Here is a 17,675-nt window from a genome sequence, read left to right as displayed (position 1 = left end):
GTCAGCAGGTTCAGGGAGGCAGCGACGTGTCGAATTACCCGGTCGTTCGAGGTGTGTCGGAAAGTGTGCTGCGAAACGCCGAACGCCTGGGTGACACAGTCGCGTTCGAGGACGCCCGGCGCGCGATCGGCTGGGCCGGGATCGAACGGCGCACCGCCCGCGTCGCCGGACATCTGGCCGCCCTCGGTGTGGCGCGCGGCGACCGCGTCGTGCTGTGCGCGGGCAACCGGGCCGAAACCGCGGAGAGCTACCTCGCGGTGACCCGGGCCGCAGCCGTCGGCGTACCCGTGGACCCGCGCGCCACCGAGGACGAGCTGACCCACTTCCTGGACGACAGCGGCGCCCGCGCCCTGCTGCTCGACGCCGCCGAGGCCCCCCGGTTCGCCCGGGTGCTGGCCGGACGCGATCTCGCCGTCGTGCTGATCGGCGAGCGGACCGGCGCCGACCCGGTCCCCGGCCCCTCCTACGAGGACCTGGCCACCACCGACCCCGCCGAACCCGCCCGTGACGACCTGGGCCTGGACGACACCGCCTGGCTGCTGTACACCTCCGGCACCACCGGCCGCCCCAAAGGGGTGCTCTCCACCCAGCGTTCCTGCCTGTGGACCGTCCAGCAGTGCTACACCGGAGTCCTCGGACTGTCCGAGAGCGACCGGCTGATGTGGCCGCTGCCGATGTTCCACAGCCTGTCCCACATCCTGTGCGTGCTCGGCACCACCGCCACCGGAGCCTCCGCCACCATCGTGGCCGGGTTCGACACGGAGGTCATCGCCGCCGCCCTGCGCGACGGCACCCACACGGTGCTCGCCGGAGTGCCCACCCTCTACCACCGGCTGCTCGGCACCGCCGCCGCCGGCACCGCCACCTCCCTGCGGCTGTGCCTGTGCACGGGCGCCGTCGCGAGCGCCGAACTGCGCGCCGCGTTCCACCGGGCCTACGGCGTACGGCTGGTCGACAGCTACGGCAGCACCGAGACCTGCGGCGCGATCACCACCTCGGCCCCCGGCGACACCGCGGGGGACGGCACCTGCGGACGGCCGGTGCCGGGCCTGTCGGTCCGGGTCGTCGACACCGGGACCGGAGCCGAACTGCCGGCGGGCGAAGAGGGCGAAGTGCTCGTCGCCGGACCCAGTTTGATGACCGGATACCACGGCAGGCCCCAGGAGACCGCCGAGGCCCTGGCCGGCGGCGGGTACCACACCGGCGACCTGGCCCGCTTCGACACCGAGGGACGGCTGACCGTCACCGGCCGTGCCAAGGACCTGGTGATCCGCGGCGGTGAGAACGTCAACCCCGGCGAGGTCGAGGACGTGCTGCGTGCCGCCCCCGGGGTCATCGACGTGGCCGTCACCGGCGCCCCGCACGACGAACTCGGCGAGGTCGTCGCCGCCTACCTGGTCACCGACCCCGCCGACCGCCCCGACCCGGCCGCGCTGCTCACCCTGTGCCGTGAGCGGCTGTCCGCCTACAAGGTCCCCGAGGAACTGCACGAGATCCCCGCCGTGCCGCGCACCTCCTCCGGCAAGGTCCGCCGCCGCGCACTCGCCGGCACCCCTTCCCTGCTGCTCGCCACCGGCCCCGCCCGGCACGGCGCGCTGCGCCGCGTCGACTGGTCACCGCTGAGCCCGCCCGTCCCCGCGCAGCCGGCCCCCGCGTACCAACTCCTCACCGTGCCCGCCGCCACCGGCCCCGCCGCCACCCGGGAACTGGTCGAATGGACCGACGCCGCGCTGCGCCAGCACGCGGACCGGGCGCCGCACGTCGTCCTGACCCGGGGCGCCGTCGCCACCACGGGCACCGAACGGCCCGACCCCGCGGGGGCCGCCGTGTGGGGACTGGTACGCGGCATACAGAGCGCCGACCCCGGCCGGACCGTGCTGCTGGACATCGAACCGGCGGCCGCCCCGGACGAGCACACACTGCGCGCCGCCCTGGCCACCGGCGAACCCCAGCTCGCCCTGCGCGGCTCCACGTTCCTGGTGCCCCGGCTGGTGCCCACCGCGCCCGCCCCCGCCCTGCACCGGCCCGTCGAGGGCCCCGTCGCGGTCATCGGAGAGGCCGGCCCGGACGTCCTGGCCCACCTCACCGCCCGGCGCGGCGCCACCACCCTCCTCGACGAGGCGCCGGCCGGCCCGGCCACCGTGCTGTACGTGCCGGGCGACCAGGACTACGAACGGGCCTGGGAACTGCTGCGCGCACCCGTCCCGGGCGGGTCGCTGATCGTGCTGGACACCGCGGCACCGGTCGTCGGTGTCGCGGGACCGCCCCACCGGGCAGCCGCCGCCGCGTTCCGCGCCGCCCTCGTCGCCGCCGCGCTCGCCGACGGCCACCGCGCCGTCCATCTCGGACACGGCCCGCGCACCGCGAGCTGGGGCCCGGCCGTCGCCCCGCTGTCCGCCCAGGACACCGCCGACGCCCTGGACGCCGCCTTCGGCGCCGTCGACGCGCAACTCCTCGCGCTCCGCGCCCAGCTGCCCGCGCCGCCGGCCGCCGAACTCCCCGCCGTGCTGCGCCCCGTGCCGCGCGCCGCCGCGCAACCGTTCACCGACACCGACCCGGCCGAGCGCGAACGACGGCTGCGCCGGGCCATCGCGGCGGAGGCCGCCGCCGTCCTGGGGCAGCCGCGCGGCGCCCGCGTCCCCGAGACCACCGCCTTCCGGGACCTGGGTGTCAGCTCGGCCATCGCCCTGGAACTGCGCAACCGGGTCGTCGCCCTGACCGGCTGCGCGCTGCCGCCCACCGTCGCCTTCGACCACCCCACCGCCGCCGCGCTCGCCGCCCACGTCCGCGCGCTCCTGGACCCGGCCACGCCCGGCCGCGACACCCCGGCCCGTCCTGCGGCCGCCACCGCGCCGGCGGACGACGCCGAGGACCCGGTGGTCATCGTCGGGCTGAACTGCCGCTACGGCGGCGGAGTCGGCTCCCCCGAGGACCTGTGGCGGCTGCTGATCCAGGAGCGGGACGCCATGTCCCCCTTCCCCGACGACCGGGGCTGGGACCTCGACCGGCTGTACGACCCCGACCCCGACACGCCCGGCACCACCTACGCCAAGGCCGCCGGATTCCTGCGCGGCGCCGCTGGCTTCGACGCCCCCTTCTTCGGCATCAACCCCCGCGAGGCCCTCGCGATGGACCCGCAGCAGCGCGTCCTGCTCGAAGTGGTCTGGGAGGTCTTCGAACGGGCCGGCATCGACCCCGAGTCGCTGCGCGGCAGCGACACCGGAGTGTTCGCCGGGGCGATGTTCCACGACTACGGCGCCCGGCTGACCCAGGTGCCGCAGGAGGTCGAGGGCTACCTCAGCACCGGCAGCGCGGGCAGCGTGCTCTCCGGCCGGGTGGCGTACACCCTCGGCCTGGAGGGCCCGGCGGTCACCGTCGACACCGCCTGTTCCTCCTCCCTGGTCGCCCTGCACATGGCGGCGGCGGCACTGCGCCGCGGCGAGTGCGATCTGGCCATCGCCGGCGGCGTCGCGGTGATGTCCACGCCGGAGGTCTTCGTCGACTTCAGCCAGCAGCGGGTGCTGGCCCCCGACGACCGCTGCAAGCCGTTCGCCGCCGCCGCCGACGGCACCGTGTGGGGCGAGGGCGTGGGCGTCCTGCTGCTGGAACGGCTCTCCTCGGCACGGCGCGCAGGACGCCGCGTGCTCGCCGTCCTGCGCGGCTCGGCCGTCAACTCCGACGGCGCGAGCAACGGACTCACCGCGCCGAGCGGCCCGGCACAGCAGCGGGTGATCCAGCGGGCCCTGGCCACCGCCGGGCTCACCGGCTCCGAGGTCGACGCCGTGGAGGCACACGGCACCGGAACCCCGCTCGGCGACCCGATCGAGGCCAACGCCGTCCTGGCCACCTACGGCCACGAACGGACCGGTCCGCCGCTGCTGCTCGGCTCCGTCAAGGGCAACCTGGGGCACACCCAGGCCGCCGCCGGAGTGGCCGGCGTCATCAAGATGGTGCTCGCCATGCGGGCCGGGGTGCTGCCCCCCACCCTGCACACCGACGCCCCCACCCCGCACGTCGACTGGTCACCCGGCACCGTACGGCTGATCACCGAGGCCACACCGTGGGGGAGCGGGGACCGGCCGCGCCGCGCCGCCGTCTCCTCCTTCGGCGTGAGCGGCACCAACGCCCACGTCATCATCGAGCAGGGGGACCGGGAACCCGCCCCGGCCGCCCGCGACACCGAAACCGGCCCCGCCCCCGGCGAGACGGACGCGGTCGCCGCCTGGCCGCTGTCGGCACGCACCCCCGGCGCGCTGCGCGCCCAGGCCGCCGCGCTCGCCGCGCACCTGCGCGCGGACCCCGCACCGCGGCCCGCCGACGTCGGCCACGCCCTGCTCGCCCGCACCCGCTTCCCGTACCGCGCCGTGGTCACCGGCAAGGACCGGGACGCGCTGCTGCGCGACCTGGACTCCGTGGCCGCGGGCGACCCGGCCCCCGGCGTCGCGCACGGGACCGCCGGCGCCGACCGGCGCGCCGTGTTCGTCTTCCCCGGGCAGGGCTCCCAGTGGCCCGCCATGGCCCGCGAACTCCTCGCCACCTCCCCGGTGTTCCGGGACAGCGTGCACCGCTGCGCGGATGCCTTCGCCGAGTACACCGACTGGTCCGTGCTCGACGTGCTGACCGGCGCGGAGGGCGCACCGGACCTCAAGCGCCTCGATGTGATCCAGCCCGTGCTGTTCACCGTCATGGTCTCGCTCGCCGAGGTGTGGCGCTCGCGCGGCGTGCTGCCCGCCGCCGTCGTCGGCCACAGCCAGGGGGAGATCGCCGCCGCGTACGTGGCCGGCGCCCTCACGCTGCCGGACGCGGTGCGGATCGTCGCCCTGCGCGGCAAGGCCTGGACCACGCTCACCACGCGCGGGGCCATGGCCGCCGTCCGGCTCTCCGAGGAGGCGGTGAACGAGCGGCTGCGGGACGGGGAGGGCCGGGTGTCGGTCGCCGCCGTCAACGGCCCGGCCTCCGTCACCGTCTCCGGCGACGCGGATGCCGTCGAGGAGTTCGTCCTCGCGCTGGAGGCCGACGACATCCGCGTCCGGCGCGTCACCGGGGCCAACGGCGCCGGACACTCCGCCCAGGTGGAGGCGGTGCGCGAGCACCTGCTGGAGGTCCTGGCGCCGGTACGGCCGCTGGCCGGCACGGTGCCGTTCTACTCCACGGTCACCGGCGGCAGGTTCGCCGGCGACGCCCTCGACACCCACTACTGGTACCGCAACGTCCGCGAGCCGGTCCGCTTCCACCAGGCCGTCACCGCGCTGCTCGCCGCCGAGCACACCGCGTTCCTGGAGATCAGCCCGCACCCGGTGCTGGGCCCCGCGCTCCAGGAGATCCTGGACGACGCCAGGGTCCCCGGCGCGGTGCTCGCCACCCTGCGCCGCGACCACGGTGGCCAGGAGCGGCTGGCCGGCGCCGCCGCCGAGGCGCACACCGCCGGGCTCGACGTGGACTGGCAGGCGGTGCTGCCGCCCGCCCGCTCCGCCGTCGACCTGCCCACCTACCCCTTCCAGCACAAGGACTACTGGCTGCTCTCCCCGGCCGCCCCCGGCGACGCCGACGGGCTCGGCCTGACCGCGACCAGCCATCCCCTGCTCGGCGCCGCCGTGCAACTGGCCGGCGACGGCGGGGTGCTGCTCACCGGCCGGCTCGGCGTACGGGAACACCCGTGGCTGGTGCCAGGACCCGTACCGTCCGCCCTCGCCGTGGAACTGGCGGTGCGCGCCGGTGACGAGGTCGGCCTCGCCGAGATCCGCTCCCTGACCCTGGACACCCCGCCGGTGCTGCCCGAGCGCGGGAGCGTACGGATCCAGGTGACGGTACGTCCGGAGCGGGAGGGCACCCGCGCGTTCGCCGTGCACACCGCGCCCGACGACGGACCGTGGAGCGCGTACGCCACCGGGGTGCTGGCCCACCCCGACCCTGCGGGGCCGCCCGGCGCGACCGGCTCGGACACCGCCGGCGCCGGGGCCGAGGAGATCGCGCTGCCGGACGGCGTGTCCGCCGAGGGCTACGGTCTGCACCCGCTGCTGCTGGAGGCCGCGCTGCCCGGCGACGCGGTGTCCTGGTCCGGGATACGCCTGCACGCCACCGGAGCCACCGCGCTGCGCGTGACCCGCACCGCCACCGCTCCCGGGGGTGGCGACGGCGACGGCCAGGAGCACACCCTGACCGCCGTGGACGCGGGCGGCGCACCGGTGTTCACCGCCCGCTCCGTGCGGCTCGGCGCCACCCGCACGGCCGCCACCGGCGGCGGGCGGCTGCTGGTCACGCGCTGGTCCCCGGCCACCGGGGGCGACGGCCCCGCCGCCGAAGCCCTGACCTTCGCCGACTTCCCGCCGGCCCCGTCCGGCGACCCAGCGGCGGCCGTCCGCGAGGCCACCCGGCGGGCGCTGGACGCGGTCCGCAGCTGGCTCGCCGAGTCCCGCGACCCCGCTACCCGGCTGGTGATCACCACCAGCGGCGCGGTCCGCACCGGCCGGGACGACCCGGCCGCCGACCCGGTCGGGGCCGCCGTCTGGGGCTTCGTCAGGGCCGCCCAGTCCGAACACCCCGACCGGTTCGTCCTGGTCGACACCGACGGCCGCGCCGCCGCCGGCGACGTCAACGACGCCGTCGCCACCGGCGAACCGCAACTGGCCCTGCGGGGCGGCGCGGCGCTCATCCCCCGGCTGGCCGACGCCGCCCCGCCCGCCGCGAGCCGCGAGCCGGCGTTCGCCGCGGACGGCACCGTCCTGGTCACCGGCGGTACCGGCACCCTCGGCAGCGCCCTGGCCCGTCATCTGGTCACCGCGCACGGGGTGCGCCATCTGCTGCTGGTCAGCCGGCAGGGCCCGGAAGCGCCCGGCGCCGCCGACCTGGCCGCCGAACTCGGCGCGGCCGGCGCCGAGGTGGCGATCCTGGCGTGCGACGTCGCCGACCGCGACGCCCTCGCCCAGGTGCTCGCCACCGTGCCCGGCGCCCACCCGCTCACCGGCGTCATCCACGCGGCCGGCGCCATCGACGACGGCGTCGTCGAGTCGATGACCCCCGAGCGTCTGGAGGCCGTGCTGCGGGTCAAGGCGGATGCCGCACTGCACCTGCACGAACTGACCGCAGGTCACGAGCTGTCCGCGTTCGTCCTGTACTCCTCGCTGGCCGGTGTCCTGGGCACCGCGGGACAGTCCAACTACGCGGCGGCCAACGCGTTCCTGGACGGCCTCGCCCACCAGCGGCGCGCGGCGGGGCTGCCCGCCCGCGCGCTGGCCTGGGGCCTGTGGGCCGAACGCAGCCGGATGGCGGGCCACCTGGACGACGGTGATCTGCGCCGGCTGTCCACCGGCGGCATCGCCCCGCTGACCTCCGACGACGGCCTCGCCCTGTTCGACGCCGCACTCGCCGGTACCGACACGGCGGTCGTCCCGGTACGGCTCGACCTGGACGCGCTGCGCACCCGGCACCGGTCTGGCGGCGCCCCGGTCCTGCTGCACGGTCTGCTCGGCGGAGTACGCCGCCGGCGGGCCGCCGCCACGACCGCGCCGGAGGACGGCGCGCTCGCCGCCCGGCTGCGCCCGCTGGCCGGCCCCGAGCGGCACCGCGAGGCGCTCTCGCTGGTCAGAAGCGCCGCGGCCACCGTGCTCGGCCACTCCTCGCCCGAGGACGTGGGCGCCGACATCTCCTTCAAGGCGCTCGGCTTCGACTCGCTGACCGCCGTCCAGCTGCGCAACCGGGTGCAGACCGTCACCGGACTGCGGCTGCCCGCCACCCTGGTCTTCGACCACCCGACGCCGACCGCCCTCGCCGCCCAACTGCTCACCGAACTCTTCGGCGCCCCCGACACCCCCGACCCCTCGGGCGCCGCCGCCCCGCCCGCCCCCGCCGCGCCGGCCGACGACGACCCGATCGCCATCGTGGCGATGAGCTGCCGCTTCCCCGGCGGCGTCAGCGACCCCCAGGCGCTGTGGCAACTGCTCGTCGAGGAACGGGACACGGTCGCCGGCTTCCCCACCGACCGCGGCTGGCGGGTGGACGAGCTGTACCACCCCGATCCGCGCCACTCCGGCACCACCTCCACCCGGCACGGCGCCTTCCTCTACGAGGCCGCCGAGTTCGACCACGGCCTGTTCGGCATCTCGCCCCGCGAGGCCATGGCCATGGACCCGCAGCAGCGCCTGCTGCTGGAGACCGGCTGGGAGGCGCTGGAGAGCGCGGGCATCGACCCGACCTCGCTGCGCGGGGCGAAGATGGGCGTCTTCGTCGGCAGCAACGGCCAGGACTACACCACCTTGCTGGACGGAGCGCGGCGCGGCGGCGAGGGCTACCTCATCACCGGCAGCGCGGTCAGCGTGATGTCCGGCCGGATCGCGTACTACCTCGGCCTGGAGGGCCCCGCGGTCACCGTGGACACCGCGTGCTCCTCCTCGCTGGTCGCGCTCCACCTGGCCGCGCAGTCCCTGCGGGCCGGCGAGTGCACCGCCGCGCTGGTCGCCGGGGTCACCATCATGTCCACCCCCGGCGCGTTCATCGAGTTCAGCCGGCAGGGCGGGCTCGCCGCCGACGGCCGCTGCAAGGCGTTCTCCTCCTCCGCCGACGGGACCGGCTGGGGCGAGGGCGTCGGCATGCTGCTGGTCGAACGGCTCTCCGACGCGCGGCGCAACGGCCACGAGGTGCTGGCGGTGCTGCGCGGCAGTGCCGTCAACCAGGACGGCGCCTCCAACGGCCTGACCGCCCCCAACGGCCCCTCCCAGCAGCGCGTCATCCGCGACGCCCTGCGCTCCGCCGGCCTCACCGCCGCCGACATCGACGCCGTGGAGGCGCACGGCACCGGCACCGTCCTGGGCGACCCCATCGAGGCCCAGGCACTGCTGGCCACCTACGGCAGGGACCGCGAAGGCCCGCTGTGGCTCGGGTCGGTGAAGTCGAACATTGGGCACACCCAGGCCGCCGCCGGGGTCGCCGGGGTCATGAAGATGGTGCTCGCCCTGCGGCACGGGCTGCTGCCGAAGACCCTGCACGTGGACGAGCCGACCACCGAGGTCGACTGGACGGCCGGCGCGGTCGAACTGCTCACCGAGGCCAGGACCTGGGACAGCGGCGACCGGCCCCGGCGCGCCGGTGTCTCCTCCTTCGGCGTCTCCGGCACCAACGCCCACGTCATCCTCGAACAGGCCGCCCCCGCCCCGGCCGACAGCGCGGCACCCGACCACGAACCCGCCCCGCCGCGTCCGCTGCCCTGGGTGCTGTCCGGCGCCACCCCCGCCGCACTGCGCGCCCAGGCCGGCCGGCTCGCCGACCACCTCGCCGCGCGACCCTCCGCCACCGCCCCCGACATCGCGCTGTCCCTGGCCACCACCCGGGCGAGCCTGCCGCACCGGGCGGCGATCGTCGCCCGCGACCGGGAAGAGGCCCTCACCGGTCTGCGCGCCGTCGCCGACGGCACCCCCGCCGCGCACCTGTACACCGCGCTCGCCACCGACACCGGGCGCGAACCCGCCTTCCTCTTCTCCGGACAGGGCAGCCAGCGGCCCGGCATGGGCCGCGACCTGCACGCCGAACACCCGGTGTTCGCCGCGGCCCTGGACGAGATCTGCGAGCATTTCGGCCCCCATCTGGACCGTCCGCTGCGCGATGTGCTCTTCGCCGCCGAGGGCACCCCGGACGCCGAACTGCTCCAGCACACCGCCTACACCCAGGCCGGCCTGTTCGCCGTGCACATCGCTCTGTACCGGCAGCTGACGCACTGGGGGGTGCGCCCCGCCTGGGTCGCCGGCCACTCCATCGGCGAACTGTCCGCCGCGCACGCCGCCGGCGTGTGGTCCCTGCCCGACGCCGTCTCCCTGGTCGCCACCCGTGGCCGGCTCATGGGGGAGATGCCGTCCGGCGGCGCCATGGTGTCCGTCCGGGCCGCCGAGGACGAGGTGCGCGCCTCCCTGGAGGGCCTGGGCGACACCGTCGTGATCGGCGCCGTCAACGGGCCGGCCGCCACCGTCGTCTCCGGCGACGCGGACGCGGTCGCCGCCGTCGCCGAGGAGTGGACCCGCCGGGGCGTGCGCACCACCCGGCTGCGGGTGAACCGCGCCTTCCACTCCCCGCACGCCGACGGCGTGCTGGCGGAGTTCAGCGCCGCCGCCGCCGCGCTGACACCCGGGCGGCCCCGAATCCCGCTGATCTCCACCGTCACCGGAGCCCGGATCGAGGACGAGCCGCTGTCCGCCGCCTACTGGACCGGCCAGCTGCGGCACGCGGTACGGTTCGGCGACGCGGTCGAGACCCTCGTCGCCGCCGGCGCCCGCACCTTCCTCGACATCGGCCCCGCCGCCTCCCTCACCGCGCACGTCACCGGCCACGGCGGCCGCGAGGACATCGTGGCGGTGCCCGTACAGCGCTCCGACCGCCCCGCGTCCGCGGCGCTGATGGGCGCGCTCGCCGCACTCCACGTGCGCGGCGCCGCCTGGGACCGCGAGGCCGTGCTGCGCCCGGCCCGCACCGTGCCGCTGCCCACCTACGCCTTCCAGCGCAGCCGCCACTGGTGGCCCGAGACGCCCGCCGAGAGCGACCCGTTCTGGTCCGCCGTCGACCGGCTCGACACCGACGGGCTGGCGGAGATGCTCCAGCTGAACGGCAACCGCGCCGCGCTGAGCGAACTCCTGCCCTCCCTGACCGGCTGGCGGCGCTCCCGGCAGGACACCACCGCGTCCTGGCGCTACGCCGTCAGCTGGGAACCGGTGGCCGCACCGGGCACCCTCCGCGACGGCACCTGGGCGATCGTCGTCGGGGACGGGCGGCAGGACGACGAGACGGCCCGCTCCTGCGCCCGCGCGCTGCGACGCAACGGCGCCCACCCGGTCCTGATACCGGCCGGCACCGCCGCCGCGCTGCCGGAGCTGGACGCCCGGGGCGTCATCTCGCTGCTGCCGCTGGCCGGCCTGCGCCCGGCGGACTCGCTGGCCGCCACCGCCCGCCTGCTCGGCCACACCGACGTGCCGCTGTGGACCCTCACCCGGGGCGCCGTGGAACCGGTCATCGACCCTGCCCAGGCCCAGGTGTGGGGGCTCGGCCGGGTCGCCGCGCTCGAACACCCCGACCGCTGGGGCGGCCTGATCGACCTGCCGGCCGAACCCGGCGACGCCGCCTGGGACCTGGTGTGCGCGGCGATCGGCGGCGGCACGGGGGAGGACCAGCTCGCGGTGCGCGAGCAGGGCCTGCTCGCCCGCCGTCTGGTCCGCGCGCCCCGGCACACCGGCACCGCCTGGCGCCCCGAGGGCACCGCCGTGATCACCGGCGGCACCGGCGCGCTGGGCGCGCACGTCGCCCGCCGCCTCGCCGCCGAGGGCGCCCGCCACCTGGTCCTGCTCGGCCGCCGCGGCCCCGCCGCCCCCGGCGCGGCCGATCTCGTACGGGAACTCGAGGAACTCGGCGCCACCGTCACGCTCACCGCCTGCGACGTCTCCGACCGCGCGGCCCTGGCCGCCGTCCTGGCCGGCATCCCGGCGGAGCACCCGCTCACCACGGTGGTGCACACGGCCGGTGTGCTCGCGGACGGTGTCCTGGAGTCCCTGGACGCCGACGCCTTCGACCGGGTCCTGCCGGTCAAGGCCGACGCCGCGCGGCATCTGCACGAGCTGACCGCCGGTCAGCCGCTGACGGCGTTCATCCTGTTCTCGGCGTTCGCCGGCGCGGTCGGCGGGGCCGGCCAGGGCAACTACGCCGCCGCCAACGCCCACCTGGACGCGCTGGCCGAACAGCGCAGGGCCCTGGGCCTGCCCGCCACCTCCATCGCCTGGGGCGGCTGGGCGGGAGGCGGCATGGCCGACAACCCGCTGGTCCTGGACCGGCTGCGCCGCGACGGCGGCATCGCCATGCGGCCCGACCGCGCCCTGGACGCGATGATCGGCGCCGTGGAGAGCGGCGCCGCGGTCACGGTCATCGGCGACATCGACTGGGACCGCTTCCTGCCCGCGTTCACCGCCGCCCGCCGCAGCCCGCTGCTCGCCGCGTTCGCGGCCAAGCCGGAGACCGAGGACGCCGAACCCTCCCTGTGGTCCCGCCTGCGCGACAGCGCCCCGGCCGCCCGCGCGGCGGTCGTCGGCGAGGTGGTGCGCGCCGAGATCGCCGCCGTCCTCGCGCTCGCCTCGGCCGCCGAGGTCGAACCGTGGAAGCCCTTCCGCGACCTCGGCTTCGACTCGCTGACCGCCGTCGAACTGCGCTCCCGGCTGGCCACCGCCACCGGCCTGCCGCTCCCGGCCACCCTCGTCTTCGACTACCCGACCCCTGACGAACTGGCCGCCCATCTGCTCGGCCTGGCACCCGGCTCGGACACCGTCGTCACCCGGGAGACGGACACCGGACCGGCCACCGGCGAGGACCCCATCGTGATCGTCGGCATGAGCTGCCGCTTCCCCGGCGGGGTCACCTCGCCGGAGGACCTGTGGCACCTGGTCGCCGAAGGCCGCCACACCGTCGGCGACTTCCCCGAGGAGCGCGGCTGGGACGTGGCCGCGCTGTACGACCCGGAACCCGGCAAGCCCGGCCGTACCTATGTGCGGGCCGGATCCTTCCTGGACGCGGCGGCCGGGTTCGACGCGGGGTTCTTCGGGATCTCCCCGCGCGAGGCCCTGGCGATGGACCCGCAGCAGCGGCAGCTGCTGGAGGTCTCCTGGGAGGCGCTGGAGCGCGCCGGCATCGACCCGGCGTCGGTACGCGGCAGCCGTACGGGCGTGTTCGCCGGCACCAACGGCGGCCAGTACGCCGCCCGGCTGGAGACCGTGCCCGACGACATCCAGGGCTATCTGGGCACCGGCAACTCCGCCAGCGTCGTCTCCGGGCGCATCGCCTACAGCCTCGGTCTCGAGGGCCCCGCGGTCACCGTGGACACCGCGTGCTCCTCCTCGCTGGTCGCACTCCACCTGGCGGCCCAGGCGCTGCGCACCGAGGAGTGCTCCCTGGCCCTGGCCGGCGGCGTCACCGTGATGGCGGGCCCCGAACCCTTCGTCGACTTCAGCCGCCAGCGCGGACTCGCCCCGGACGCCCGCTGCAAGGCGTTCTCCGCCGCCGCCGACGGCACCGCCTGGGGCGAGGGCGCCGGCGTCCTCGTCCTGGAGCGGCTCTCCGACGCGCGCCGCAACGGCCACCAGGTGCTGGCCGTCGTACGCGGCAGCGCCGTCAACCAGGACGGCGCCTCCAACGGCCTCACCGCCCCCAACGGGCCCTCCCAGCAACGCGTGATCCGCGACGCGCTCAGGTCGGCCGGCGTCGCCCCCTCCCAGGTGGACGCGGTGGAAGCGCACGGCACCGGCACCCGGCTCGGCGACCCCATCGAGGCCCAGGCGCTGCTGACCACCTACGGCCAGGACCGCGAACAGCCGCTGTGGCTCGGCTCGATCAAGTCCAACATCGGCCACACCCAGGCCGCCGCGGGCGTGGCGGGCATCATGAAGATGGTCCTGGCGATGCGGCACGGCGTGCTGCCGGCCACCCTGCACGTGGACGAGCCGACGCCCGAGGTGGACTGGACGGCCGGCGCGGTCGAACTGCTCACCGAGGCAAGGCCCTGGGAGACGGGGGACCGGCCGCGTCTGGCCGGGGTGTCCTCCTTCGGCGTCTCCGGCACCAACGCGCACGTCATCCTCGAACAGGCCCCGCCCGCCCCCGCCCCCCAGGACCCGGCCCCCGAGCCGCCCGCCGACAGCGCCCCCGGCCCGGTCGCCTGGCTGCTCTCCGGCCACACCCCGGACGCCCTGCGCGCCCAGGCGGCCCGGCTGTCCGCCGTGACCACCACCGGCCCCGCCCGCGACATCGCGCACGCCCTGGCCACCGGCCGGGCCGCGCTCGCCCACCGGGCGGCCGTCATCGGCGAGGACCCCGGCACCCTGGCGGAGGCCGTCCGCGCCCTCGCGGCGGACGGCACCCACCCGGCCCTGCTACGGGGCGAGGCCCGCCGCGGCGGACTCGCGGTGCTGTTCACCGGCCAGGGCGCGCAACGCGCCGGAGCCGGCCGCGAACTGTACGACCGCCACCCCGCCTTCGCCCACGCCTTCGACGAGGTCTGCGCCGCCCTGGACCCGCACCTGGACCGTCCGCTGCGCGACATCGCGTTCGCCGCCCCGGACACCCCCGAGGCCGCCGCGCTCGACACCACCGGCTGGGCCCAGCCCGTGCTGTTCGCCGTGGAGGTCGCCCTCTTCCGGCTGGTCGAGTCCTGGGGGGTGACCCCCGATCAGGTGCTGGGGCACTCCATCGGCGAACTCGTCGCGGCCCACGTCGCCGGCGTCCTCACCCTGCCCGACGCGGCGGCGCTCGTCGCCGCCCGCGGCCGGCTGATGCAGGCGCTTCCCGAGGGCGGAGCGATGGTCTCCGTCCGGGCGTCCGAGGAGGAGGTACGCGCCGCCCTCGCCGACCACGACGGCGCACCGGTGGACATCGCCGCCGTCAACGGCCCCACCTCCGTGGTCGTCTCCGGCAACCGCGAGGCGGTGCTCGGCCTGGCCGCCACCCTGAGCGACCGGGGCCACCGCACCCGGACACTGCGGGTGAGCCACGCCTTCCACTCCGCCCTCATGGACCCGGTGACGCGGGAGTTCCGGCACGTCGCCGGCCGGGTACGGCACCACCCGCCGCGCATCCCGCTGATCTCCAACCTCACCGGGGCGCCCATGACCGCCGCCAACCTCGCCTCGCCGGCCGACCACTGGGTCCGCCATCTGCGCGAACCCGTCCGGTTCGCCGGCGGGATCCGCGCGGCGCGGGAGCTGGGAAGCACCGTCTTCCTGGAGCTGGGACCCGACGCGGCGCTGACCGCGGCCGTCGACGACTGCCTGGCCGGTGAACCGGTCCTCGCCACCTCCCTGCTGCGCAGGGACACCCCCGAGACCCGCTCCGCCCTCACCGCCCTGGGCCGGCTGCACGTCCACGGCGCCGCCGTCGACTGGTCCGCCGTGCTGCCCGCCGGCGCCCCCGTCGACCTGCCCACCTACGCCTTCCAGCACGAGCACTACTGGCTGTCCGCCGGGCGCCGCACCGGCGACCTCGGCGCCGCGGGACTGGAGGCGACCGGCCACGACATCGTCTCCGCGGCGCTGCGGCCCGGCGGCGGCGACAGCGTGCTGCTCACCGGCACGCTCGCCACCGGCAGCCATCCGTGGCTCGCCGACCACACCGTGCTCGGCGTGGTCACCGTCCCGCCGTCGGCCCTGGCCGAACTGGCGCTGCGCGGCGGCCTGGAGGCAGACCGCGACACGCTGGACGAACTCACCGTGCACGCCCCGCTGATCCTGCCCGAGAACGCCACGGCCACCGTCCAGGTCCAGGTCGGGCCCGACCGGGACAGCGCACGGGACGTGGAGATCAACGCCCGCGTCGCCGACGGGCCGTGGACCCGCCACGCCTCCGGCGTGCTGCGCGGCACGGCCGCGCCGGAACCCGCCGCCGGATCCGTATGGCCCCCGCACGCGGAACCGCAGCCGGTGGAGAGCGCGTACGAGGACCTCACCGCCGCCGGCATCACCGCGGGACCGGCCTTCCGCGCCCTGCGTGCCGTGTGGCGGGACGACGACGGGACGCGGTACGCCGAAGCCGTCCTGCCGCCGGAGACCGCCCCCGACGGCTACGGCCTGCACCCCGCGCTGCTCACCGCCGCCACCCAGCTGACCGGCGCAGGACTCCCGGTCCGCTGGCGCGCGGTGCGCCTGTACGCCACCGGCGCCACCACCGTGCGGATCACCGCCACCCCCCGGGACGACGGCACCGTCGACCTGCTTCTCGCGGACACCGCGGGCGCGCCGGTGGCCTCCGCGAACGTGGCCGCGGAACCGGTGGACCACGCCGACTACGCCACGCACCGCGACCCCGTCCGGGACGCCATGCTGCGCCTGGACTGGGTCCCGCTGCCCGGCGCCGGAGCCACCCCGCCCGCGGGCAGCGTGTCCCCGACGCTCGCGACCGCCCGCGACCGCGAGGACATCGCTGAACTGGCCGCCGCCGTACGGGCCGGGGCCCCCGCCCCCGACGCGCTCGTGGTCCGGGCCACACCCCCGTCCGGGGTGCCGCTCGCCGAGGCCGCCCGCGCCACCACCACCCACCTGCTGGGGATGCTCCAGGGCTGGCTGGCGCAGGACGTCCTCGCGCCGACCCGGCTCACCGTGCTGACCAGCGGGGCCGCCGCCGGGGCCGACCCCGCCGCCGCGACCGCGTGGGGCCTGGTGCGGACCGCCCAGGCCGAGCACCCCGAGCGGATCGTCATCGCCGACCTGCCCGAAGGGGCGGGGGAGGAGGCCGTGCCCGCGCTGCTCGCCACCGGCGAGCCGCAACTCGCCCTGCGGGGGACGGCCTGGCACGTGCCCCGGCTGGTCCGGCACCGGCCGCCCGCCCCGTCCTCGCCCGGCACCGCGACCGCGAACGGCGCCAACCCGTGGGCAGGCACCGTCCTGGTCAGCGGCGCCACCGGCGGCCTGGGTACCCTCCTGGCCCGTCACCTGGTGACCGAACACGGCGTGCGCGACCTGCTGCTGGTCAGCCGGCGCGGCGCGGACGCGCCCGGCGCCGAGACCCTGGTGGCCGGCCTCACCCGCCTCGGCGCCTCGGTGACCCTGGTGGCTGCCGACCTGGCCGACCGCCGGTCCGTGGCCGATCTCCTGGCCGCCCACCGCGTCACCGCCGTGGTCCACGTGGCCGGCGTCAACGACGACGCGGTCATCACCTCGCTCACCGAGCAGCAGGTCGACCGGGTCCTGCGGGCCAAGGTGGACGCCGCCACGCATCTGCACGAGCTGACCGGTCCCGAACTCGGCGCGTTCGTCCTGTACTCCTCCGGCTCCGGCGTCATCGGCGGCCCGGCCCAGGGCAACTACGCCGCGGCCAACGCGTTCCTGGACGCGCTGGCCCAGCACCGCCGGGCGCAGGGCCTGCCCGCCACCTCCCTGGCCTGGGGCCTGTGGTCGGTGGACGGCGGCATGGCCGGCCGGCTCACCGAGGTGGACCTGCGCCGGATGGCCCGGCGCGGGGTGCTGCCCCTGTCCGCCGCCGACGGGCTCGCGCTGTTCGACGCCGCGCTCGGCGACCCGGAGCCGCTGCTCGTCCCGGTGGCGCTGGACCCGGCCGCGCTGCGCGCCGGGGCCGAGCAGGTGCCCGCCGTTCTGCGGCAGCTGGCCCCGCCCAAGCCGCGCCGGGCGGCGAACGCCGCGGCGGGGGCCGCCGACACCCCGCGTCCGCACCGGTTCGCCGCGCTGCCGCGGGCCGAGCGGACGGCGGCGCTGCTGGCGAGCGTGGCCGGCCATCTCGCCGCCGTCCTGGGACACGCCCCGGGCGCGGCCATCGACACCGAACGCGGCTTCCTCGAACTCGGCGTCGACTCGCTCTCCGCCGTCGAACTGCGCACCCGGCTCGCCGAGGAGACCGGACTGCCGCTCACGAGCACGGTGGTCTTCGACCATCCGACGCCGGCCGCCCTCGCCGAGCACCTCGCGGACGGCCTCGGCACCGACGGCATGGCGGCCGAGTTCGACCGGCTGGGCGCCGGGCTCGCCGCCCTGGAACCCGGCACCGAACGGGCCGCGATCGCCGCCCGCATGGAGGAACTCCTCGCCCGCTGGCGCGACGCCGAGCGGCCGGCCCGGCCCGGCCCCGATACCGAGGGGACCGACGCCGGCACCGGGGTCGACGTGGACGAGGTGCTGTCCTTCCTGGACGACGCGTACGGCCAGGGGTGAGGAGGG

General features: G+C 76.8%; 1 pseudogene. It reads left to right on the top strand.

The window, feature by feature from the left end:
• Window positions 1-83: 83 nt before the first annotated feature.
• Window positions 84-17,669 (top strand): annotated as a pseudogene (locus tag ACTFAP_RS01245) (type I polyketide synthase); the annotation flags it as partial.
• Window positions 17,670-17,675 lie beyond the last annotated feature (6 nt).

This window comes from Streptomyces sp. PH9007 (genome assembly GCF_059813725.1).
The sequence above is the reverse complement of the archived record's forward strand: the minus strand, read 5'-3'. Positions and strand labels throughout refer to the sequence as shown.